The following is a 22301-nucleotide window of genomic DNA, read 5'->3' as shown; positions in this document are numbered from 1 at the left end:
TCGTTCGTGATCCGTCGAATGCTGGTCAACCGGAGACAACCGTCCCGTGAAGCGAGCCTGGTGTTTCTCCTGCATCGTCGCGTTGAGCGCGGTCGTCGGCGGTTGCAACAAGGACGGATCGCAAAAAGCCGCATCGGAAGCGGGTGCATCCGCGAGTCAGGCGGCGAGTCAGCCCGCGTCGGCCGCGAGCGGCGCGGCAGCGGCATCGGGCGCGCAGCCGCACGGCGCGCTCGCTGCCGTCGCCCGCGCGCAGTTGCCCGCGGAAGCCGCCGAAACGCTCCGTCTGATCAAAGCGGGCGGCCCGTTCCCTTTCAGCGAGGACGGCGTCCTGTTCCGCAACAGCGCGACCTTGCTGCCGGAACATCCGCGCGGCTATTACCGTGCATACACGGTTCGCACGCCGGGTTCGGCGGATCGCGGGCAGCGCCGGATCGTATGTGGCGGGCCGCGCAAGCAGACCCGCGACTGTTACTACACCGACGATTACTACTCGAGTTTCAAGCGCATCACCGAGTAATCGAAGACGTAGTCCAATGCGCCCGTTCGATCAAACCGAACGCTTCGCCGTGGCGCGCGAGGTCTTCGCGACTTCGCCGCTCGCATCCAGCACGGCGCCGCCCGTTTCGCGCGCGGCGTCATTCGTCGCATCGGCCAGATTCGTGATGAGCTCGCCGGACGATTGCGCCGCCGTCTGCGCGTCATCGGCGGCGGCGTTCGCCATGTCGCCGAACTTGATGCCATTGCGCTCGTACTGATTGCGCACTTCGCTCAGGATGTCGTCCTGCGTCGATGTGATGATCGACAGCACATGCTGGCCATACGATGCGGCCTTCTGAGGAAACTGCGCCAGCATGACCGATTGCCATCCGAGGACGTCGCCGGCGCCGGCTTCATCGCCTGCGCGCAGAAGCGCATTGCTTTCGTCGATGACCGTGCGAACCGTCTGCACGTTCAGTTCACCGAGCGCCTGCATGCCGCTTGCGAAGCGCCCCGTCATGTTGAGGAATGCCTGCAAATTGGCGCGCGCCAGCGACGGAACCTGATACGCGAAAGAACCGGGATACTGAAACATTGACCGCTCCTTTTCAAAGTCGAATGTAAATCGGTAAAAGGAAATGCGGCGGCCGGACGCGGGCGATTCCGCGCGTTCCTGCACGCGCGGAGTCGATGGGTTTGTACGTTGCGTCTGACCGGCTGACCACGATATGACAGTTACGTGCATATCCGATGAAAATACGGCGAGAAACGCCGATGCCATGCAGCCGTATTTCCCGTCTCAGACGTGAGCGATGCGCGGTGGTTCCCGCTTCAGCCAGTCGCGCAGCGGATCTGGTCCAGCGGGAAGCCGAGTTCGTTGGCGGCGTCTTCGAGGTCGCTCAATGCCTGGCCGAAGACTTCGCCGATTTCTTCCGTGCCGACGAATAACTTTCCCGACCATATGTGTCCCTGCGATGGCGGAATGGCCAGTAGCGTGATCTTGTCGTTGTCGTCGTGCATCGCGGTTTCTCGTGACCCGTGAGAGGAGAAGGCCTTGGTCGATAGCAGATGCATTATCGATCCGGGTGTGGGCCGAAAACTTAGCGGTCGGTCGTCCGTAACCCGTCCTTATGGAACACGACGCGTCGATGCTTTCGCGGAATGCTCGTTGCTGAAAGGAGCACGAGACTTCATTCATCCGAGGCAAGCATGGACGACTCCCAAACCGTCTATATCGGCAGCGAAGATCCGGACTCGCTCGACGCGCGCATTCTGTGCGACGAACGCTCGGCCTATCACGCGGCGCTGACGGGCGAAAGCGGGCAGCAGTGCGTGGCCGATGACGATCTGCGGAGCATCCGCGCGCGCTACGTGGTGGCGCGCAACGCGATGGGCGAAGCAATGGGATGCGGCGCGATCCGGCGGCAGAGCTATCACGCCGCCGAACTGATGCGGCTCTACGTTCGCCCGCAGTATCGCGGGCTGGAAGCGATCATCCTGTCGTATCTCGAAGAGGAAGCGCGTCTGCTCGGCTATCACACCGTCTGCGTCGTGACGACGCCGGGCGAGTCGAATGCATCGCGCTTTTGCGAAGCCAGCGGGTATCGCCGCACGCCGGCCGATGAGCGCGGCGCCGTGTGCTTCGAAAAAACGCTGCTCGATTCCGTCTGACTTTCAAAAGATGCATGCGGCATGCCGGTTGCTTTGCCGGTGAGCGCACATGCGCAACGCAAGCGCGAGCGGCGTAAATCGCGCAACCGGGAGGGAATCGTGGACGAACAGAAGGAGCAGGACCGCATCCGTCGACGTGCGTATGAGATCTGGGAGCGCGAAGGCAGTCCGGATGGTCGCGCCGAAGAGTTCTGGCAACAGGCGCAGGCGTCGATCGAAGCAGAGGATGGGCCGGATCAGTCCGGGCGCGAAGCCGAGGCACACGGCGACGCGACGATCAAGTAGCGTCGCGTCGCAAGCGCGCGCTCATTTCAGCAACGTCATCTGCAGCACCTTGAAGATCACGAGCCCGACGGCGATCACCAGATAGCCGCGCAGCACGCCCATCCAGATGCGCGTGGCGAGCGTCATTTTCTGCGGGGCGAGCGTGTCGAGCGGCGGCATGCGCCATGTGTCGCGTTGCGCGCGATCGACTCTCGTGTGCGTTGCTTGCGCCGTCTTCGTGGTCTGTGCAAAGGCGCCCACGCGACGCAGCAGCACGCTCGCCGCGAAGCCGGCGATCGCCAGAACGGTGCCGCCGGCGAGCACGCCGATGATCGTCTCGCCGCTGATGTCCGGATACATCACGGCGGCCGTCAGGATGATCGACAGCATCACGAGCACCCAGATGACCGAGCCCGTGAACAGGTTCAGCTTCTTCGAGTTGACCCACGGACCGAGCACGGCGCGGTCGTTGCAAAGCAGCAGCAGGAACACGGTCGCGCTCGGCAGCAGCACGCCCGCGAGCGTCTGCACCGCTTCGGTCAGCAGGCCGAGCGGGCTGCCCGGAATCAGCACGATCGCGGCCGCGAGCGCGACGATGCCGAAGTAGACCAGATAAAAGCCCTTCGCGTCGGTCACGCCGCGATGCAGCGAGTGCCGGATCTTGAAGACGTCGCCGATGGCGTACGCGGTCGACAGCGACACGGCCGCGGCGCCGATGATGCTCGCGTCGAGCAGCGCGACCGCGAACAGCGTCGCGCTCGTGCGGCCCGCGTACTTTTCGAGGCCGGCGATGACGCCGCCGGCATCGGTGAAGCTGCCGAACTCGGGATGCCCGGCGAACAGCGCCGCGGTGAAGCTCATCATCGCGACCGAGCCGATCAGCACGAACGCAATGCCGATCCACAAATCGGCCTTCTCGTACTTCATGAAGCGCGGCGTGATGCGCTTGTCGATCACGTAGCTCTGCTGGAAAAAGAGCTGCCACGGCGCGACCGTCGTGCCGACGATGCCGATCACGAGCAGCATCACGTCCGACAGCTTCGCGTGCGCGGGCCAGTTGGGCACGAGAAAATCGCGCGTCATCTGCGACACCGGCGGATGTATCGCGACGAGCACCGGCACGAGCACGAGGCTCAGCACGCATAGCACGACCGCGAAGCGCTCGAAGCGGCGGAAGTCGCCGGTGCTGACGGCGGCCATCGTCAGCGCGGCCGCGACGCAGACGCCCGCGACCTTGGGCAGCCCGAAAAAATCGAGCACGAACGTGATGCCGATGAACTCGGTGACGATCGTCAGCGCGTTGAGCAGGAACAGATCGATGACGCTGAACGCGCCCCAGAACTTGCCGAAGCGCTGGAAGATCAGCCGCGCATGGCCGACGCCCGTCACTGCGCCCAGACGCAGCACCATCTCCTGATTCACGTACAGCACGGGCACGAGCAGCAGCATGGTCCAGAGCAAGCTCGTGCCGTAGTTCTGGCCCGCCTGCGTGTAGGTGCCGAACGCGCCTGCATCGTTGTCGCCGACCATCACGATGAGGCCCGGCCCGAGTATCGCGAGAAGCGTGCGCAAACGCGCCCGCCAAGACCCGCGCGGCGCCGTGTCGTGATGCGCGATCGAGCCGAAGGCGCCGCGAATATCGCCGACGTGCGCATCGTCGAGCACGGCGCTGCGTGGCGGGACGCCCGGTGGAGAGACGTTGGTTGGCGTGGACATGATGCACCCCGTGGCAAATATTGTTTATCTGACTTGACCGCCGTCCGGCCCGCGGATGACCGCATGCGCGCGCTTGGCGACAGGCGCGCGCGCACGGCCGACTGCGAGGCGGCGGCAGAACCAGACGGCGGACGCACGGCGGCATCACGCCATCTGGGGCGGATCGAGGTGCACGTTTAAGTGACTGCGAAGTACTACGGCGCGCACCGCTTGCCTGGGTGACAAACGGCGGCGTTGAAAAGGCGCGGACGTGAGTCGCTCAGGCGGAGATTTCGTTCGAAGGTCGACTACTGCAAGTGTCCAAGGCATTTGCCCAATCGTTGAAGATTGTGGATTTTATGGACCGCTTCAAAACCGCGTCAAGCGATGAATGTCCGTTGCGCGAAAATAATTCCGGCTCGCGTGGCGCTGAAATGTTTGCCCTTGAAGGCACGCGCGCGAACCTTTCAACGCGCGGCGTCGCCGTGCATACGGAAGCGCGGACTTCAAAAACCTCAGGCGCGTTTCGTTTATTCGGTGGATCGCACGCACGAGGCGCGCGACGGATGCGGACCGGGACGGAGGATCGTATGGTGACGGACATTTCGCTGCGCGGCGCTGCGAAGCGCGTCGGCTGAACGCGAGGCCGGTGCGCCGATGGGCAGCAACGATGCCGTAGCGCAGAAGCCGCTCGCGAGCGTCGACACGCCGCTCGGCGACGACCTGCGCTTTCTGAGCCTTTCCGCGTGCGCGGAACTCGGGCGCATGCCACGCATCGAGTTGACGCTCGTCTCGAAGCGCGCGGACCTCGACTTCAGCCGCATCCTCGGCAAGCGCGTGAGCGTGTCGCTCAACGTGCCGAAGGCGAAGCCGCGCGTGTTCGCCGGCTATGTCGTGGGCTTCCGGCAAACCGGCATGCGCGGACGGCTCCATATCTACGAGGCGGCGGTGCGGCCGTGGCTGTGGCTGCTCTCGCGGCGCAGCAATTGCCGCATCTTTCAGAACAAGACGGTCGAAGAGATCGTGAAGGCCGTGTTCGCCGATCCCGTCTACAAAGGGCTCGAATTCGGCGAGATCAAATGGAAGGCGAGCACGCGCGCGCATCCGCCGCGCGAATACTGCGTGCAGTATCGCGAATCGGACTTCAACTTCGTCAGCCGGTTGCTCGAAGACGAAGGCATCTACTACTGGTTTCAGGACAAGGATGGCAAGGAGTCGCTGATCCTGACCGATACGCTCGCCGCGCACGAGAGCGTCGCGGGCTGCGAATCGCTGCCGTACGGCGCGGTGCAGGCGGCGGCGCCCGACATCGAATTCGTCAGCGAGTGGCGCACGCATCACGCGATCGAAACGCATAACTGGCTGCTCACCGATTACGACTTCAAGCACCCGTCGCGGCCGCTGCAGAAGCAGGCCGCGAAGCACATGCAGGGCTTCGACGCGTTCTCCGGGCTCGAACATTTCGACTATCCGGGCGGCTATGTGGAAGCGGATCACGGCGAGAGCCGCGCGAAGTCGCGTGCGGACGAATGGCGCATCGAAGGCAGCGTGCCCGACGATCCCGGCATCAACTGGCATCAGGTCGAGGCGCGCACCAACAGCAAGAACGTGCGCGCGGGCGCGCTGCTCAAGCTGACGCGGCATCCGCGCGCGGACCAGAACACGCAATATCTCGTGACGCGCACGCGTTACGAGATCGAACTCGCCGATTACGAAGCCTTCGACGGCGCGCAGGCGAATCGCTGCGAATGCTGGTTCTCCGCGATCGACGCGAAGCAGGCGTTCGCGCCCGCCCGCACGGCGCGCAAGCCGTTCGTGCAGGGACCGCAGACGGCGGTCGTGGTCGGGCCGGGCGGCGACGAAATCTACACCGATCAATATGGCCGCGTGAAAGTGCAGTTTTTCTGGGACCGGCAGGGCAAGCGCGACGAGAACAGTTCGTGCTGGATCCGCGTATCGCAGCCTTGGGCGGGGAAGGGCTGGGGCGCCATCGCGATTCCGCGCATGGGCCAGGAAGTGATCGTCGATTTTCTCGAAGGCGATCCCGACCGGCCGATCATCACGGGACGCGTCTACAACGCCGAACAGATGCCGCCGTACGATCTGCCCGCGAACATGACGCAGTCGGGCATCAAGAGCCGGTCGAGCAAGGGCGGAAGCGGCGCGAACTGCAACGAACTGCGTTTCGAGGACAAGAAGGGCGCCGAGCAGGTGCTCATTCATGCCGAGAAGAATCAGGACATCGAAGTCGAGAACGACGAGACGCACTGGGTCGGGCATGACCGCAAGAAGAACATCGATCACGACGAAACGACGGTCGTCAAGCACGACCGCACCGAAACCGTGGGCAACAACGAGAAGATCGACGTCGTGATGAACCGCACGGAAACGGTCGGCGTGAACGAGAGCATCACGATCGGCGCGAACCGCACCAAGACCGTGAAGGCGAGCGAGACCGCGACGGTTCTCCTGCAACGCACGCACAGCGTGGGCATCAACGAGACGATTACCGTCGGCGCGGCGCAGGAGGTGACGATCGGCGCGTTCCAGGTGGTGACGGTCGGCGCGTATCACACGGAGACGATCGGTGCGAGTCAGACGGTCAGCGTCGGCTCCGGCCAGACCGTCACGGTGGGTTCGGATCAGACCGTGAGCGTCGGCGGCAACCAGGCGACGAGCGTAACGGGCGATCAGTCGCTCAGCGTCGGCGGCGGGCAGACGGTGTCGGTCGCGAAGGACGCGAGCGAGTCGATCGACGGCGCGCAGTCGAGCACGGTGGCGAAAGGGCGCACGACGTCCGTCGGCGAGGATGACGCGCTCAAGGTGGGCAAGAACCTCACGATCAACGCGGACGAATCGATCAGTCTCGTTACGGGCGATGCCAGCATCGTCATGAAGAAGGACGGCACGATCCAGATCAAGGGCAAGGACATCAGCGTCAAGGGCAGCGGCAAGATCAGCGTGACGGCGGATAGCGACATCGTGATGAAGGGAAGCAAGATTCTTCAGAACTAGCGCGCCATGGTTCCCGTTTCGAACGGCGATGCGATGACCGTTCGACATGGCCCGACACGACCGGCCTTCCCGCGTCCGGCAAGTCTTATATAAGACATAAGACATAAGACGTTTGACGCAACGCAGCGTCGCAATTAGAATAGCGGGCAACGCAGTGCCCAGAACATCCCGGCTTGTTTGCAAAGCCTTCACTGAAACGCAAAGGCAACGGTCCCCCCATGCTGGAAAACTTTCGTGCTCATGTAGCCGCGCGCGCCGCGCTCGGCATTCCTCCGCTGCCGCTGACGGCGCAGCAGACCGCCGAACTGGTCGAGCTGCTGACGAACCCGCCCGCAGGCGAAGAGCAGGCTCTGCTCGATCTCATCACCAACCGCGTGCCCGCCGGTGTGGACGAAGCCGCGCGCGTCAAGGCGGGCTTTCTTGCCGCCGTGGCCAAGGGCGAGACCGCCTGCGCGCTGATCTCGCGCGCGCGCGCCACTGAGCTGCTCGGCACGATGCTGGGCGGCTACAACATTCAGCCGCTGATCGAATTGCTCTCCGACGCCGAAGTCGGCACGGTGGCAGCGAACGCGCTGAAGAAAACCCTGCTGATGTTCGACCAGTTCCACGACGTCAAGGAACTGGCCGACAAGGGCAATGCCAACGCGCGCGCCGTGCTGCAAAGCTGGGCCGACGCCGAATGGTTCACGAGCCGTCCGGAAGTGCCGCAGAGCCTGACCATCACCGTGTTCAAGGTGACGGGCGAAACCAACACCGACGACCTCTCGCCCGCGCCGGACGCCACCACGCGCCCCGACATCCCGCTGCATGCGCTCGCCATGCTGAAGAACGCGCGTCCCGGCATCACGCCGGAAGAAGACGGCAAGCGCGGTCCGGTCAAGTTCATCGAATCGCTGAAAGAGAAGGGCCATCTGGTCGCGTATGTGGGCGACGTGGTCGGCACGGGTTCGTCGCGCAAATCGGCCACCAACTCGGTGCTGTGGTTCACGGGCGAAGACATTCCGTTCATCCCGAACAAGCGTTTCGGCGGCGTGTGCCTGGGCGGCAAGATCGCGCCGATCTTCTACAACACGATGGAAGATGCCGGCGCACTGCCGATCGAACTCGACGTGTCGAAGATGGAAATGGGCGACGTCGTCGAACTGCGTCCGTACGAGGGCAAGGCGCTGAAGAACGGCGAAGTGATCGCCGAGTTCCAGGTCAAGTCCGACGTGCTGTTCGACGAAGTGCGCGCCGGCGGCCGCATTCCGCTGATCATCGGCCGCGGACTGACGGCGAAGGCGCGTGAAGCGCTGGGTCTGGCTCCGTCGACGCTGTTCCGCCTGCCGCAGCAGCCGGCTGACAGCGGCCGTGGCTTCTCGCTCGCCCAGAAGATGGTCGGCCGCGCGTGCGGTCTGCCGGAAGGCCAAGGCGTGCGTCCGGGCACGTATTGCGAACCGAAGATGACCTCGGTCGGCTCGCAGGACACCACCGGCCCGATGACCCGCGACGAACTGAAAGACCTGGCGTGCCTCGGCTTCTCGGCCGACCTCGTGATGCAGTCGTTCTGCCACACGGCGGCTTATCCGAAGCCCGTCGACGTGAAGACGCATCAAACGCTGCCGAACTTCATCAGCAACCGTGGCGGCATCGCGCTGCGTCCGGGCGACGGCGTGATCCACTCGTGGCTGAACCGCATGCTGCTGCCGGACACCGTCGGCACCGGCGGCGACTCGCACACGCGCTTCCCGATCGGCATCAGCTTCCCGGCGGGCTCGGGTCTCGTCGCCTTCGCGGCCGCCACCGGCACGATGCCGCTCGACATGCCGGAGTCGGTGCTCGTGCGCTTCAAGGGCAAGATGCAGCCGGGCGTCACGCTGCGCGATCTCGTCAACGCGATCCCGCTGTACGCGATCAAGGCGGGCACGCTGACCGTGGCCAAGCAGGGCAAGAAGAACATTTTCTCGGGCCGCATCCTCGAGATCGAAGGTCTGCCGGATCTGAAGGTCGAGCAGGCGTTCGAACTGTCGGATGCATCCGCCGAGCGTTCGGCCGCCGGTTGCACGGTGCATCTGAACAAGGAACCGATCATCGAGTACCTCAACAGCAACATCACGCTGCTGAAGTGGATGATCGCGCAGGGCTATCAGGACCCGCGCAGCCTGCAGCGCCGCATCAAGGCTATGGAAGCATGGCTCGCCGATCCGCAACTGCTGCAACCGGATGCGGATGCCGAATACGCCGCCGTCATCGAAATCGATCTGGCAGACGTTCACGAGCCGATCGTGGCCTGCCCGAACGATCCGGACGACGTGAAGACGCTGTCGGACGTGGCCGGCGCGAAGATCGACGAGGTGTTCATCGGTTCGTGCATGACGAACATCGGTCACTTCCGCGCGGCGTCCAAGCTGCTTGAAGGCAAGCGCGACATTCCCGTCAAGCTGTGGGTCGCGCCGCCGACCAAGATGGACCAGAAGCAACTGACGGAGGAAGGTCACTACGGCGTGTTCGGCACGGCGGGCGCGCGCACCGAAATGCCGGGCTGCTCGCTGTGCATGGGCAATCAGGCGCAGGTGCGCGAAGGCGCGACGGTTATGTCGACGTCGACGCGCAACTTCCCGAATCGTCTCGGCAAGAACACGAACGTGTATCTCGGCTCGGCGGAATTGGCGGCCATCTGCTCGCGTCTGGGCAGAATTCCGACGAAGGAAGAGTACATGGCCGACATGGGCGTGCTCAACGCCAATGGCGACAAGATCTATCAGTACATGAACTTCGACCAGATCGAAGACTTCAAGGAAGTCGCCGACACCGTGCAGATGTAAGCGTGCTGTCGGGCTACGGCGAGCGGTTTCGTCGTAGCGTCGCGCAATGGCGCCGCGGGCTGAACGCCCGCGGCGCTTTTTTTTTGCGCGAGGGTCGTCGAATGGATTACCTCATATGTGCGCGCCCGTTTTCTACGCGCGTTCACTTCTTCGCCCCGTATGTCGGCGACGCCAGAGTTTCATGATGACCTTATAGGCGACGATGGCCACAAGCAGGTCGAGCGCCGCCATAGAGAACACGTAAAGACCATCATAGTCACGGACACCGAGCCAGTCGGAGACACCGATTAATATTTCCTGTGCCGCAGCGTCAGCGGCGTCGGATAGGTATGTACGTAGCGAGTCGCGAGCAGAAATAGCCCAATAAACAGCGCGGATTTCAGCGAAAGGATCGCCACCCTACGGGCAAGTGTTGCCAATGGTAATCACCTCGATTACGCCATATGCGCGTAAGCCGGTGGCACCGACGGGCACTGTTGGCGATTGCAAGAGAGCCTGCCGCAGCCTTTGAAAATCCGCAACGCTTTGAAGCGTAATGCAGCCGAACGACACACCCGAACCGCCGATCGGATGAAGGCGAAAGTTCCCTCTATTAACGCCGTTCACCCAAGTCCAATCATCGATCAGTCCGTCATCGCGGTAGAGTGCGAACCATTCGCCGTGATATGACGGACGTCCGGCCACAGTATTCAACGTATCCTTGGCCCATGCATATAACTGCGAGCCAATCCCGCCAGTAGGTCTATCGACGATCCAGTAACGACCGGAAGGGATCGGGCCTTTATCGACCACCGCCGTGCAGCCCCCCCGATTGCGATAGGCTTTATCGCCGGAAAACGCCTGAAACGCCCCGACACCAGCCATGACAAGCGTCAGCATCGGCGCATTATCGACCACGAACTTTCCCCGCAGAGCCATCTCGTTCCCCCGAGCCTAGCGTTCCGTCCACGCGTCGGAGAACTTGATGTTGCCGTCCAGGTAGTGCCAGGTGATGTTGTCATACATGAGCGATACGGCCTCGACGTGATTGAGCGGGCTCATGCTGGCGATCTTCGTGTTCGCGAAACCGGGATGAACGCCGGCCACTTTCACGCCCTCGAGCAGCATCGTGAAGTAGTTTTCCTCCCGGCCCGCGTCATTGATCCGATAGAACCTGATCTCGGCAGATCGAAGGGTTTGCCCTTTGGCAACCGCTTTGTACAGATACGGGCTGGCCGCATCGAACTCTTTTTCGATCGACATGGGCGCGTGTATGCGCGTGCCGGTAATCCTGCCGGCGTTGCCATCGACCGGAAGCGTCAGGCCGTGTCCAAAGCCGATGATCTCGATGCTGCCCTCGCGCCCTTGCACGGAGACACTGCCCTTGATCGGCGAACCGCCATCGTCCTTCAGCCACATGTATGCGGGAATCGGCATGGTTGTTTCGCTTAATTCGTTGGGAAGCCGAAACAATGGAGTAAGACACATCAACAGCGCAATACGCTTTTTCTTAACAAGGTCGATTGAGTGGCGAAGTAGACAGCGCATGATTTTGTCGCCGTCGCGGACGAAAACGAGCCGCCCCGATATCATCCCCAATCCATCAGCCCAACCCTGCCGACATCCATGGAAAAAGCTTTCAGCGACGCCGATCGCGAAGCCGTCTACCGCGCGATCCGCGAGCGTCGCGACATGCGTCACTTCGTCGGCGATCCGGTGTCGCCGCACGTCATGCAGCGCCTCATCGACGCCGCGCTGCACGCGCCGAGCGTCGGCTTCATGCAGCCGTGGCGCATCCTGCGCATTACCTGCGCGAACCTACGCGCGCGGTTGCGCGATGCGGTCGAACGTGAACGCGTGCTGACCGCCGATGCGCTCGGCGAACGCCGCGATTCGTTCATGCGGCTCAAGGTGGAAGGATTGCGCGAGTGCGCCGAAGTGCTGGTGATGGCGCTGATGGACGGCCGCGAGCATCATGTCTTCGGACGGCGCACGCTGCCCGAGATGGACCTCGCTTCCGTCGCGTGCGCGATCCAGAACATGTGGCTCGCGGCGCGTGCCGAAGGGCTGGGAATGGGCTGGGTCTCGCTGTTCGATCCCGTGGAAGTTGCCGCGCTGCTCGACATGCCCGCCGGCGCGCGGCCCGTGGCCATTCTTTGCGTCGGGCATGTCGAACGCTTCTACGATGCGCCGATGCTCGAAAGCGAGCGTTGGGCGGCGCGCCGTTCGACAGAGGAATGCGTCTTCGAGAATACGTGGCCGTCTCGGAAGGACGGATGAATTTTTTCGCGATATCTGTCCATCGGCGCACGCCCCGCGCGTCATCGTGATGGCGCCCGGATGATCCGGCCGCATCGACCTTGTGACGGAGGCTCACATGCACTATCTGCTGATGATCTATTCGGACGAAAACCGCTGGAACCAGATGACCGACAGCGAGCGGCAGCAGGGCGTCGCCGCGTATCAGGCGTACACGGAATCGTTGAAGAAGGCGGATGCGCTCGTCGGCGCGAACCGCCTGCAGCACACGAGCACGGCCACGACGGTGCGGCTCGTCGACGGGAACCGCAAGTGCTCGACGGGCCGTTTTCCGATACGAAGGAGCAGCTCGCCGGCTATTACCTGATCGACGTGCCCAATCTCGACGCGGCGATCGCGTGGGCGTCGCGCTGTCCCGGCGCGGCGCACGGCCTCATGGAAGTGCGTCCGGTGTGGACCGCGCCTTACGATGCGCCATCCGCCGGATGAGCGAGCCCGCTGACGGCGCGAGCGCGGTAGCGGAATTGGTCGCGCGACGCAGCTACGGCAAGCTCGTCGCGCTGCTGGCGATGCGTACGCGCGACGTCGCCGCAGCCGAGGACGCGCTCGCCGACGCGTTCGCGGCCGCGCTCGCGGACTGGCCGAAGCGCGGCTGCCCGGCGAATCCCGAAGCGTGGCTGATGACGGTGGCGCGCCGCCGGGCGATCGACGGCGCGCGCCATCGCCGGGTCGGTGACGACGTCGCGCATCAACTGACGATTCTCTCCGGCGAAATCGACGAGCACGAAGCCGGCGCATTGCCCGACCGGCGGCTCGGGCTGCTGTTCGCGTGCACGCATCCCGCGCTCGAGGCCGCGATCCGCACGCCGCTGATGCTGCAAGTGGTGCTCGGGCTCGAAGCGAAGACGATCGCTTCCGCGTTTCTCATGTCGCCCGCCGCGATGAGCAAACGCCTCGTGCGCGCGAAGAACAAGATCCGCGAAGCCGGCATTCCGTTCAGCGTGCCGGAGCGCGAAGACTTGCCGGGCCGTCTCGACGCGGTGCTCGAAGCCGTGTACGCGGTGTATGCCGAAGGATGGACGGATCCGCTCGGCGGCGATGCCGCGCGGCGCGATCTGACCGGCGAGGCGCTGTTTCTCGCGCATCTGCTCGTCGACTTGCTGCCCGATGAACCGGAGACGCTCGGCCTTCTTGCGCTGATGCTCTACGCCCAGGCGCGATGCGACGCTCGACGCGATGCGGCAGGCGACTACGTGCCGCTGTCGGCTCAGGATCCGTCGACATGGAACGCGCCGATGATCGACGCAGCCGACAGGCTGCTGCGGCGCGCGAACGCTTTCAACGCGATCGGACGGTTTCAGCTGGAGGCCGCGTTGCAGTCGGCGCATGTGCATCGCTGCCGCACGCATCGGCCGAACTGGGACGAGATCGTGCAGCTCTACGATGCGCTGTTCGGGATCGCGGCGTCGCCGGTGGTGGCGGTGAACCGCGCGCTCGCGCTGGCGGAACGCGACGGCGCGCGGGCGGCGCTCGATGCGCTCGCGCCCTACGCGGACGATCCGCGCCTCGCCGACTATCAGCCGTATTGGGCGGCGCGCGCCGATCTGCTCGCTCGCGTCGGCGCGACGGACGAGGCGCTCGCCGCCTACGATCTCGCGATCGGACTGGAGCGCGATCCGGCGGTGCGCCGGTTCTTGCAGCGCAGGCGCGCCGCGGTGTCAGCGGGCGGGCGATGAACCCTCGGTTCCAGGCGTCGCGGGCTGCGCCGCGTTTCGCACATGCGTCAGATCGACCACGTTGGTTCCGTCGCCGTGATCGTATCCATCGATGTGGGGCAGCGCCGGCACGGTGTCGTCCTTCTCCAGCCAGTTGTCGCTCTTGTACGTGGCCGAGCGCGCCTGCATGTAGCCGTAGCGATCCGCGGCGATCGCCTGAAGCTGCGACGCGTCGCGAACGATCACCGGCCTCAGGAAGATCAGAAGGTTCGTCTTCTGCCGGCTTTTCGTCTCGTGCCTGAATAGCGATCCGAGCACCGGAATCTTCGAAAGCCACGGGATTCGGGAATTGCCGTTCGTGTAGTTGTCGCTGATCAGTCCGCCGAGCACGACGATCTGGCCGTCGTCCGCGAGAATGGTCGTCTGCAGCGAGCGCTTGTCGATGCTGTAGCCGCCCGCCTGATCCGCCGTGCCGTTCTGCACGCTCGAATCTTCCTGATAGACCTGCAGCGTCAGCGTTCCGCCCTGATTGATCTGCGGCTTGACGTTCAGCATCACGCCGACATCCTTGCGGTCGTACGTGTTGAACGCCGATACCGATGACGAGCTCGTCGTGTTCGTCGAATAAGACCCGGACTCGATGGGAACATTGGTGCCGACGAGAATGCGCGCCTCGTGATTGTCGAGCGTGACGAGGCTCGGCGTCGACAGCACGTTGACATCCGAGTTCGACTGCAATGCGCGGAACAGGCCCTTGGTGCCGAGGATATTGCCGAATCCCGCGACCAGGCCGACGTTCGTCGTGGTCGCGGCGACGGACTGCAGCCCCGCAGCCGTCAGCCATTCGATGCCGAATTCGCCTTCCTTGTCGGAAGCCACTTCGATGATGAGCGATTCGATATACACCTGAACCTTGCGCTGATCGAGCCGCGCTATCACGGTGGCGAGGTTTCTGAACACCGGTTCGGGCGCGGTGATGATGAGCGAATTCGTGGACACGTCCGCGACGACTTCGCCGCTTCCTTGCTCGTCCTTGTCATCGCCCGAGCGCGATTGCATCCCGCCGAAAGGGCTTTTCGAGGAAGACGCCGACGATGACGTCGCGCTCACCGACGATGCCGAATCCGTGCCGCCCGGCAGCGGCGGCAGCGTGCCGTTGCTGCTCGGAAGCCCCGACGAGCTTTGATTGCCGCCGCCGTTGCCCGAGCCCGATTGCGAATCGCCGCCGCCTGTCTGGCCGAGAATCCGTCGCAGCGTCTTGGCGATATCGGTGGCGTCGGCGTTGCGCAGGCTGACGATATGAATGTTGCCCGGCGCGCGCGTCGGCGTGTCCAGCTTGACGATCAGCGATTCGGCGTCGGACAGCCGCGCGGCGCCGCTCGACCGAAGCACGACCGCGTTGCTTCTCGCGTCCGGCGTGACGACGACCTTCTGCGTCGGATCGCTGTTGCCGATGCCGTTCAGATCCAGCAACTTCTGCGCTTGTTGCGAGACGGCCGTCGCATCCGCGAAATTGAGCTGCACGACCGCGATATGCGGGCTCGACGCCCCTTCGATGCCCGCGATGATCGACGCGATCCTGCGCACGTTATCCGCATAATCGGTCACGATCAGCGTGTTGTTGCTCGGGTTGGCGGCAATCGTGTTGTTCGGGGAAATCAGCGGCCGCAGCGTCGGCAGGATACTGTTCGCGGACTCCCTGCGAAGCTGAAATACCTGCGTGACGATCTGATCGCCCTTCGCGACGGGCTGATTGCCGACATAGGTCGGCACGCCCTGAACCTTCGCTTCCGATTCCGGCACGACCTTGAGTACGCCGTGATCCTGCAATAGCGCGAAGCCCTGCATACGCAATGCGGATTGCAGCGTCTTGAGCGCTTCGTCTTCGGGAACCGGATTCTCGGAGACGAGATCCAGTTGTCCCTTCACGCGCGGATCGACGATGATCGTCTTGCCCGTGGCGAGTCCGATCGCGCGCACGACCTCGTTTATATCGGCATGCGAAAAATTCATCACGACGGCGGCGAACGGCGCACGCGGATACGCAACGAGGAAAGTCATCCCCGCGACGAATGCGGTTCTTGCAAGAGATCGCGACAGGGCGCGGCGAAAACGGTCTTGGATCGGGAGAGTTGTCAAATCGGCGGGCGATGTAGTTGGCTTCAGCGCAGACAGGAAATACACGCAAAAAAGCGCGCTGCGGGGACTATACGTGCCGTTCGATGACTAAAGGACTACAGGTAAGGTTTCGATAGGATTGCAGATCCGTTCAAGGCGCGCGATGACGTTCCACTATCACAAGATGTTTCGCAATCCTTCTTTAGAGCGAAGGCACTCGCACCGATCGACGACACAACCTGTTTCCCGGAGAAATAGTTGGTAAGAAGATCGTCGCGTGCGAGTGCCGGGCGCGCTTACTTGGCCGCGCCGACGAGCTTGAACGAGTCGAAAGCGGGATCGATGGGCGTGTGGCCGATATGCGTCAGCGCTTCCGCGACGAGCGGCTCGCACGCGCTGTAGTCGGAGTTCATGCTGTCGACGTGCGCCTGGGGAAAGTTCACGGACAGCACCTTGCCGCCCCAGCGTTCGGTGGTCGCGGTCATGCTGCACTTGCCGGCGCCGCCGATCTTCAGATCGAGCAGGATCACGTTCATTTCGAACGCCGCATCCGAATTCGAGAAGTTCCACTGCATCACCATGCGGTCGCCCGGCGTGTTCGTATCCACGAGTTTCATCGTCTTGTCGGGAATGCCGACCGCCGCGACGAGATCGAGAACATTCGATCCGATGAGCGCGCCGGAATCGCTGCGCGCCTCATGTGTCCGGTAAGCCGCGCATCCGGAAAACAGCGTCACGAACAGCAGAAAAATCAGGGTAAAAGGCCGCACGACAACTCCTCCGTCGAAGTAGATGGAATCCCGCAATTGGAAGAAATGCAGAGTGGGCGCCGTGAAAACGGGCGCGCAGACGGGAACCAGCAAGAAGGCGACCCAGGCGGCCGCGCGGCGCGTTTGTCTCTCGCCGATTGCCTTTCGGAATATTTCGCGGCGGTCCGCGTGAGGTATTAACTACCGCTTCATCAACGTCCATCGGGCAAAGTCGCCGCGACGGGCATCAAGAATCCGCTTGCGCCGCCGACATATCGTGCATGGCCTCCGGTGCCACACACGAATAGGCCCCGCGAATTGCGAGGCTCATCACCGCCGGACGCCGCAACGTCAAAGATGCGCGCGCAGCCAGTCCCATGCGAGCGGCCCGCAGATCACGCCCCACGTAAGCAAGCCGATGACGATGGCCACCGTGACCGCCGCGCTGCCGCAGTCCTTGGCGCGTCCGGAGAGTTCGTGACGTTCGAGCGAAATGCGGTCGATCGCCGCCTCGATGCTCGAATTGATCAGCTCGACGAGCAGCACGAGCAGCACCGAAGCCGCGAGCAGAACGCGCTCGGCGGCGCCCACGGGCACCGCGAACGCGATCGGCAGCAGCACGGCCGCGACGCACACCTCCTGGCGAAACGCGCTCTCCTCGCGCCAGGTCGCGGCGATGCCGTCGCGCGAATGGCGCAACGCGAAAAGGCCGCGCAGCAGGCCGCTGCGCTTGACTGCGGGCTTCGCGATCCGCTCGGCGTGGCCGGATTTTTCGGATGCGGAAGACGTAGCGGATGAAGAACGGGATCGAACCATGTCGCGATGTGGCGCTTTTTTTGATGAAGGACGGCTGAGGTGATACAAATTGTCACAAATTATGCTACTGTTGCGTCCGCTTTTCAGCGGCAAAGGCGCGTCATCGCACAGACCGGCGCGATGAACGCAGCAGCCGCACGACCGCACCCGCGTCGCGGATCACGCACGCCCCGACGCCTCGCTTCGTGCATCGCACGCTTGCCCCGATTCTTTCCCGCTCTTGCTGCATTCGTCCCGGTTGCCGCGCGCGCCGCTCGCCTGGCGATCCGATTGTCGTTGCGCCTCCGTCACGATGCCATAGCGGGCAGCGCGGCGCGCGGCCGTGAATTCCGTAGCTGACTCGCCGATGAAACCAGTCGTCTCGTTCTGCCTCTCGCTGGCGATGGCCGCCAGTGCGCTTTTCGCCGGCGTCTGCGCCGAAGCGGCGCCGCCGGCCGTCAATCCGGACGCCGCTGCCAGCGCCGACGCCGGCTCGATCCACGTCCCGTTCTCCGCGCTCGGCGCGTATCAGCCGATGCATCTGCGCGGCCTCGAAGATACGCGCTCGATCGTGCTCGGCGTGCGGCTCGACCGCGTCGTGACCGGCGCGCGCCTGCGTCTGCGCTACACCTACTCGCCCGCGCTCCTGTTCGCGCTGTCGCACGTCAAGGTGTCGATCAACGGCGAAGCGATCGCCACCGTGCCGTTCGACAAGGAGCACGCCGGCGCGATGCTCACGCAGGACATCCCGCTCGATCCGCGCCTGCTCACGGACTACAACCAGTTCGGGCTGCGCTTCATCGGCCATTACACGCTCGATCATTGCGAGGATCCGGCGAACACGGCGCTGTGGGCCGACATCAGCCCGACGAGCGAATTCATCCTCGATACCGCGCCGATCAGGCTGCCGAACGATCTCGCGCTGCTGCCCGCGCCGTTCTTCGATGCGCGCGATGTGAGCCGTCTCACGCTGCCGTTCGTGCTGCCCGCATCGCCGGACAGCGCGACGCTCAAGAGCGCGGGCGTGCTCGCGTCGTGGTTCGGCGCGCTCGCGGATTACCGTCAGGCGCGCTTCCCGGCGATGAACACGCTGCCCCCGAACGACCACGCGGTCGTCGTCGGCACGCGCGCGCAATTGCCGGCGGGTCTCGCGCTGCCCGATATCGACGGGCCGACGATTCTCGTCGCCGACAATCCGGCGTCCAAGGATCGCAAGCTGCTCGTCGTGACCGGCCGCAACGGCGCCGAAGTCGACGATGCCGCGTATGCGCTCGTGCTCGGCCGCACGGCGATGTCCGGCGATGCGGCGAAGGTCGCGCATGTCGACATCGGCCAGCCGCGCGAACCGTACGACGCGCCGCGCTGGATGCCGACGAATCGCCCGGTGCAGTTCAAGGAACTCGTCGACGACGTGTCGCAGCTTCAGGTCGCGGGCAGCGAGCCGGAGCCGATCCGCCTGAACCTGCGTGTGCCCGCCGATCTGTTCTCGTGGAACAGCGTCGGCGTGCCGCTCAATCTCAAGTACCGGTACACCGCGCCGACGGTGCAGAACAACTCCGCGCTCGCCATCGACATCAACGAGCAACTCGTGAAGTCGTTCCGGCTGCCGCCCGCCAAAACCGATGACACGCAAGGCCGCCTGCAATTGCCGCTGCTTTCGGGCGCGCCGGGCGGCACGGCCAACGCGCTGGACATTCCGGCGTTTCGCGTCGGCAGTTCGAACCAGCTGCAATTGCGCTTCAACCTCGATTCGCAGAAGCAGGGCCTGTGCGCGGGCGTGCCGACCAACCCGGCGCGGGCGGCGGTCGACCCGGATTCGACCATCGACTTCTCCGGCTTCGTGCATTACGCGCAACTGCCGAATCTCGCGTACTTCGCGAACAGCGGTTTTCCGTTCACGCGCTACGCCGATCTGTCGCAGACGGCCATCGTGATTCCCGCGCGTCCCGCCAATGCCGAGATCGAAGCGATGCTGACGATGCTCGGCCACATGGGCCAGTGGACCGGCTTTCCGAGCCTGCGCGTGACCATCGCGCGTCCGGACGATGTGCCCGCGCTCGCGCAGAAGGATCTGCTCGTGATCGGCGGCGCGCCGTCGTCGCCGGTGTTTTCGCGCTGGCACGATGCGCTGCCGCTGTCGATCGCGGGTTCGGCTGCGGGAACGCCGTCGAAGGAGGGCATCGCGCGGGCGTCGTTCTCGGTCGGCGAGCATTGGCGCGATGGCGCGCGTGTCACGCACGGCGGCGCATCGCTGGATCAGAACGGGCCGCTCGCGGCGCTGATGGGCTTCCAGTCGCCCGGAACGAAGGGGCGCAGCATCGTCGCGCTCGCGGCGACCGGCGACGGCCATCTCACCGATCTGCTCGACGTGCTCGAACGCGCGGATCGCCTGTCGCAGATTCAGGGCGATGTCGCGCTCGTGCGGCACGGCGGCGTGGACAGCGCGCGCGTCGGCGAGACGTATGTCGTCGGCTACGTGCCGTGGTACGCGAAGCTGTGGGGCCACGCGATCCGTCATCCGGCGCTGCTCGGCCTCGCCGGCGCGCTGGCGGGCCTGCTGCTCGCGATCGCGGCATTCGCGGCGCTGCAGGAACTGGCCGCGCGGCGCCGGGGTATCTGAGCGATGAAGGCTTCGGGCGTAAAGCGCGCGATCGTGTCCGGCGCGCTCGTCGTGTTCGGCGCGAATGCAGCAGCGACGGATCTGGCGTCGCCATCGGCGTGCATGGATTCGTGGCCGCGCTGGGACGCCTTCAAACGCGACTTCATTTCGAAGGAAGGCCGCGTGATCGACGTCGGTTCCGCAGACGAGCGCACGGTCTCCGAAGGCCAGTCCTACGCGCTTTTCTTCGCACTCGTCGCCAACGACCGCGCGAGCTTCGACACGATTCTCCACTGGACCGAAGACCGGCTCGCGCGGGGCGATCTCACGTCGCGCCTGCCCGCGTGGCTCTGGGGCCGCGACGACGCCGGCACGTTGCGCGTGCTCGACGGCAACGCGGCGTCCGATGCGGACTTGTGGATCGCCTACGCGCTCCTCGAAGCGGGCCGCGCGTGGGGCGAGCGCAGCTACACGGCGCGCGGCGCATCGCTTGCGAAGCGCGTGCTCGACGAGGAAACGGCCACGCTGCCCGGCCTCGGCCTCACGCTCTTGCCCGGGCCTCTGGGTTTTCATCCGTCAGCCGATACGTGGCGCGTCAATCCGAGCTACGCGCCGCTGCAGGTGATTCGCGGCATCGGCGCGAGCCTGCCCGATGACGCGCGCTGGACGCGGCTCGCGGCATCGAGCGCACGCATGCTGATCGACACCGCGCCGCAGGGCTTTGCGCCGGACTGGGCGCTGTATCGCGCGAACCGGGGTTTCGAGCCCGACGAAGAGACGCACGCCGAAAGCGCCTATAACGCGATCCGCGTGTATCTGTGGGCGGGCATGCTCGCATCCGACGATGAAGCGCGCGCGCGCCTCCTCGCGCATTTCGCGCCGTTCGCCGCGTATATCGACGCGCACGGCGCGCCGCCCGAGCGCATCGACACGCGCGACGGCAAGCCCGGCCCGAACGACGGCAACGCGGGTTTCTCCGCCGCCGCCGTGCCGTTTCTCGACGCCATCGGACGCCCCGAACTCGCGGATGCGCAAGCGGCGCGCGCGGCGGGGGCATCGGCGCCGGGGTACTACACGAGCGTGCTGACGCTCTTCGGCCTCGGCTGGCGCGAGGGCCGCTATCGATTCGCGGGCGACGGAACGTTGCGCACGGCGGCATCGGCATGCGGAGCGGCGAAATGATGCGCGCGCCCCGGACGAAGGCGACGTTGCTGCGCGCGGCGCTGATGTCGGCGAGCGTCGTGTGCGCGACGCAGACGCATGCCAGCGAGGCATCGACGGACGCGCTCGCCGAGCGTCTTTACGGCACCGCGCGCGCGTGGGCCAACAAGCATCGCGACGATCTCGCGTTGCAGGCGATCGACAAGGCGCTGCTCATCGCGCCGGACGATCCGCGTCTGAACGCCGAGCTCGTGCGTATCCAGTTGCGGCTCGGCCAGGCGCAAAAGGCGCAGGCCACGCTCGCGCGCATGAAAACGCGCGCGCCCAATGCGGCGCTCACGCAGCAAGTCGACGACGAATATCGCGTCGCGGTCAGCGGCCGTCAGGAAATGGCGGCGATCCGCCTGCTCGCACGCAGCGGCCAGTCGGACGAGGCCGCGCGCCGCGTGAGCGCGCTCTTTGCGCACGGCGCGCCGTCGGGCCCGCTCGGCGCGGAGTACTACCAGATCATCGCCGCGACGCCCGCGCGACGTGCCGAAGCGCTCGCGGCCTTGCACCGGCGCATCGTGGACGATCCCGCCGACGTCGATTCCGCGCTCGTCCTCGCGCGTCTGCTCAACAGCAGCGACGCGACCCGCGCCGAAGCGAACCGCATCGCATGGAATCTCGCCACGCGCACCGACACCGACCGCAACACCGCGCTCGACGTCTGGCGTCACGTACTGCAATCGGCGGGCGCGGACACGGCCTATCGGCAGGCGCTGCGTGCGTACCTCGAACTCGTGCCCGACGACACCGAGTTCAAGGATCGCGCCGATCTGCTCGACGCGCGCATCGAAGCGCAGCGCAAGCTCGAACGCGATCCCGATTACATCGCCCGGCAGCGCGGTCTGGCGGCGCTCGCTCGCGGCGACCTGAACGCAGCCGCGCCGTTGCTCGCGCGCGCGGCGGCCGCCCGTCCGGACGACGCGGAAGCCGTCGGCGGATTCGGTTTGCTGCG

General features: G+C 64.8%; 19 protein-coding genes and 1 pseudogene. 12 read left to right on the top strand and 8 right to left on the bottom strand.

The window, feature by feature from the left end:
• The first annotated feature begins 46 nt into the window (after nucleotides 1-46).
• On the top strand, nucleotides 47-517 hold the full coding sequence (locus BG60_RS28755) for a ribonuclease (RefSeq protein ID WP_008345834.1): 471 nt from the start codon (nucleotides 47-49) through the stop codon (nucleotides 515-517).
• A 30-nt stretch (nucleotides 518-547) separates the two neighbouring features.
• Here the strand turns inward: BG60_RS28755 and BG60_RS28750 are convergent, their stop codons facing one another.
• Together BG60_RS28750 and BG60_RS28745 are read right to left on the bottom strand one after the other, a co-directional pair.
• Nucleotides 548-1072: a phasin family protein gene (locus tag BG60_RS28750; RefSeq protein WP_008345832.1), complete on the bottom strand. Its 525-nt coding sequence runs from the start codon at nucleotides 1070-1072 to the stop codon at nucleotides 548-550.
• Between the two features lie 236 nt (nucleotides 1073-1308).
• On the bottom strand, nucleotides 1309-1497 hold the full coding sequence (locus BG60_RS28745; protein ID WP_008345831.1) for a hypothetical protein: 189 nt from the start codon (nucleotides 1495-1497) through the stop codon (nucleotides 1309-1311).
• Nucleotides 1498-1686: 189 nt separating this feature from the next.
• Here BG60_RS28745 and BG60_RS28740 point away from each other — a divergent pair, with 189 nt between their 5' ends.
• Both BG60_RS28740 and BG60_RS28735 read left to right on the top strand, forming a co-directional pair.
• Nucleotides 1687-2148 carry a GNAT family N-acetyltransferase gene (locus BG60_RS28740; RefSeq protein WP_008345829.1) on the top strand — a complete coding sequence of 154 codons (462 nt, stop codon included), beginning with the start codon at nucleotides 1687-1689 and terminating at the stop codon, nucleotides 2146-2148.
• A gap of 21 nt (nucleotides 2149-2169) precedes the next feature.
• Entirely contained in the window at nucleotides 2170-2433 is a 264-nt protein-coding gene (locus tag BG60_RS28735; protein ID WP_008345827.1) for a DUF2934 domain-containing protein, read from the top strand.
• 21 nt (nucleotides 2434-2454) lie between these two features.
• Here the strand turns inward: BG60_RS28735 and BG60_RS28730 are convergent, their stop codons facing one another.
• Nucleotides 2455-4128 (bottom strand): NRAMP family divalent metal transporter, encoded by a 1674-nt coding sequence (locus BG60_RS28730; RefSeq protein WP_008345825.1) that lies wholly within the window; start codon nucleotides 4126-4128, stop codon nucleotides 2455-2457.
• Nucleotides 4129-4424: 296 nt separating this feature from the next.
• Here BG60_RS28730 and BG60_RS38360 point away from each other — a divergent pair, with 296 nt between their 5' ends.
• From BG60_RS38360 to acnB, 3 genes are all read left to right on the top strand, one after another.
• Nucleotides 4425-4745, top strand: a complete 321-nt coding sequence (locus tag BG60_RS38360; protein WP_144403549.1) for a hypothetical protein — start codon at nucleotides 4425-4427, stop codon at nucleotides 4743-4745.
• A gap of 19 nt (nucleotides 4746-4764) precedes the next feature.
• Nucleotides 4765-7122, top strand: coding sequence for a type VI secretion system Vgr family protein (locus BG60_RS28720; protein ID WP_008345823.1), 2358 nt, complete (start codon nucleotides 4765-4767; stop codon nucleotides 7120-7122).
• Nucleotides 7123-7340: 218 nt separating this feature from the next.
• On the top strand, nucleotides 7341-9926 hold the full coding sequence (gene acnB / locus BG60_RS28715) for a bifunctional aconitate hydratase 2/2-methylisocitrate dehydratase (RefSeq protein WP_008345821.1): 2586 nt from the start codon (nucleotides 7341-7343) through the stop codon (nucleotides 9924-9926).
• 399 nt (nucleotides 9927-10325) lie between these two features.
• On the opposite strand, the gene BG60_RS28705 is transcribed toward acnB, so the two are convergent.
• Both BG60_RS28705 and BG60_RS40085 read right to left on the bottom strand, forming a co-directional pair.
• Nucleotides 10326-10844 (bottom strand): DUF2778 domain-containing protein, encoded by a 519-nt coding sequence (locus BG60_RS28705; RefSeq protein ID WP_008345817.1) that lies wholly within the window; start codon nucleotides 10842-10844, stop codon nucleotides 10326-10328.
• 15 nt (nucleotides 10845-10859) lie between these two features.
• Nucleotides 10860-11342: an Hcp family type VI secretion system effector gene (locus tag BG60_RS40085; RefSeq protein WP_008345816.1), complete on the bottom strand. Its 483-nt coding sequence runs from the start codon at nucleotides 11340-11342 to the stop codon at nucleotides 10860-10862.
• A 189-nt stretch (nucleotides 11343-11531) separates the two neighbouring features.
• Here BG60_RS40085 and bluB point away from each other — a divergent pair, with 189 nt between their 5' ends.
• From bluB to BG60_RS28685, 3 genes and pseudogenes are all read left to right on the top strand, one after another.
• Nucleotides 11532-12185, top strand: coding sequence for a 5,6-dimethylbenzimidazole synthase (bluB, locus tag BG60_RS28695; protein WP_008345813.1), 654 nt, complete (start codon nucleotides 11532-11534; stop codon nucleotides 12183-12185).
• Nucleotides 12186-12282: 97 nt separating this feature from the next.
• Nucleotides 12283-12653 (top strand): annotated as a pseudogene (locus tag BG60_RS28690) (YciI family protein).
• A complete protein-coding gene (locus BG60_RS28685; protein WP_008345809.1) occupies nucleotides 12650-13900 on the top strand; it encodes an RNA polymerase sigma factor in 1251 nt (416 codons plus the stop codon). The pseudogene BG60_RS28690 and the gene BG60_RS28685 overlap by 4 nt, the downstream one beginning before the upstream one ends.
• On the opposite strand, the gene BG60_RS28680 is transcribed toward BG60_RS28685, so the two are convergent.
• From BG60_RS28680 to BG60_RS28670, 3 genes are all read right to left on the bottom strand, one after another.
• A complete protein-coding gene (locus BG60_RS28680) occupies nucleotides 13883-15940 on the bottom strand; it encodes a secretin N-terminal domain-containing protein (protein WP_008345808.1) in 2058 nt (685 codons plus the stop codon). The two genes, BG60_RS28685 and BG60_RS28680, sit on opposite strands and share 18 nt — an antisense overlap.
• A gap of 353 nt (nucleotides 15941-16293) precedes the next feature.
• Entirely contained in the window at nucleotides 16294-16767 is a 474-nt protein-coding gene (locus tag BG60_RS28675; protein WP_008345806.1) for a hypothetical protein, read from the bottom strand.
• 330 nt (nucleotides 16768-17097) lie between these two features.
• Nucleotides 17098-17562, bottom strand: a complete 465-nt coding sequence (locus BG60_RS28670) for a diacylglycerol kinase (protein ID WP_008345804.1) — start codon at nucleotides 17560-17562, stop codon at nucleotides 17098-17100.
• 346 nt (nucleotides 17563-17908) lie between these two features.
• Here BG60_RS28670 and bcsB point away from each other — a divergent pair, with 346 nt between their 5' ends.
• The 3 genes from bcsB to BG60_RS28655 form a co-directional block, all read left to right on the top strand.
• Nucleotides 17909-20161 carry a cellulose biosynthesis cyclic di-GMP-binding regulatory protein BcsB gene (gene bcsB, locus BG60_RS28665; protein WP_008345802.1) on the top strand — a complete coding sequence of 751 codons (2253 nt, stop codon included), beginning with the start codon at nucleotides 17909-17911 and terminating at the stop codon, nucleotides 20159-20161.
• A gap of 3 nt (nucleotides 20162-20164) precedes the next feature.
• On the top strand, nucleotides 20165-21322 hold the full coding sequence (bcsZ, locus tag BG60_RS28660; RefSeq protein WP_034473656.1) for a cellulose synthase complex periplasmic endoglucanase BcsZ: 1158 nt from the start codon (nucleotides 20165-20167) through the stop codon (nucleotides 21320-21322).
• Nucleotides 21319-22301: tetratricopeptide repeat protein (locus BG60_RS28655; RefSeq protein ID WP_241484904.1), on the top strand; the 983-nt coding region annotated here is incomplete at its 3' end. The genes bcsZ and BG60_RS28655, both read left to right, overlap by 4 nt.

The sequence above is a fragment of the Caballeronia zhejiangensis genome (assembly GCF_000698575.1).
Classification (GTDB): Bacteria; Pseudomonadota; Gammaproteobacteria; order Burkholderiales; family Burkholderiaceae; genus Caballeronia; species Caballeronia zhejiangensis.
The sequence above is the reverse complement of the archived record's forward strand: the minus strand, read 5'-3'. Positions and strand labels throughout refer to the sequence as shown.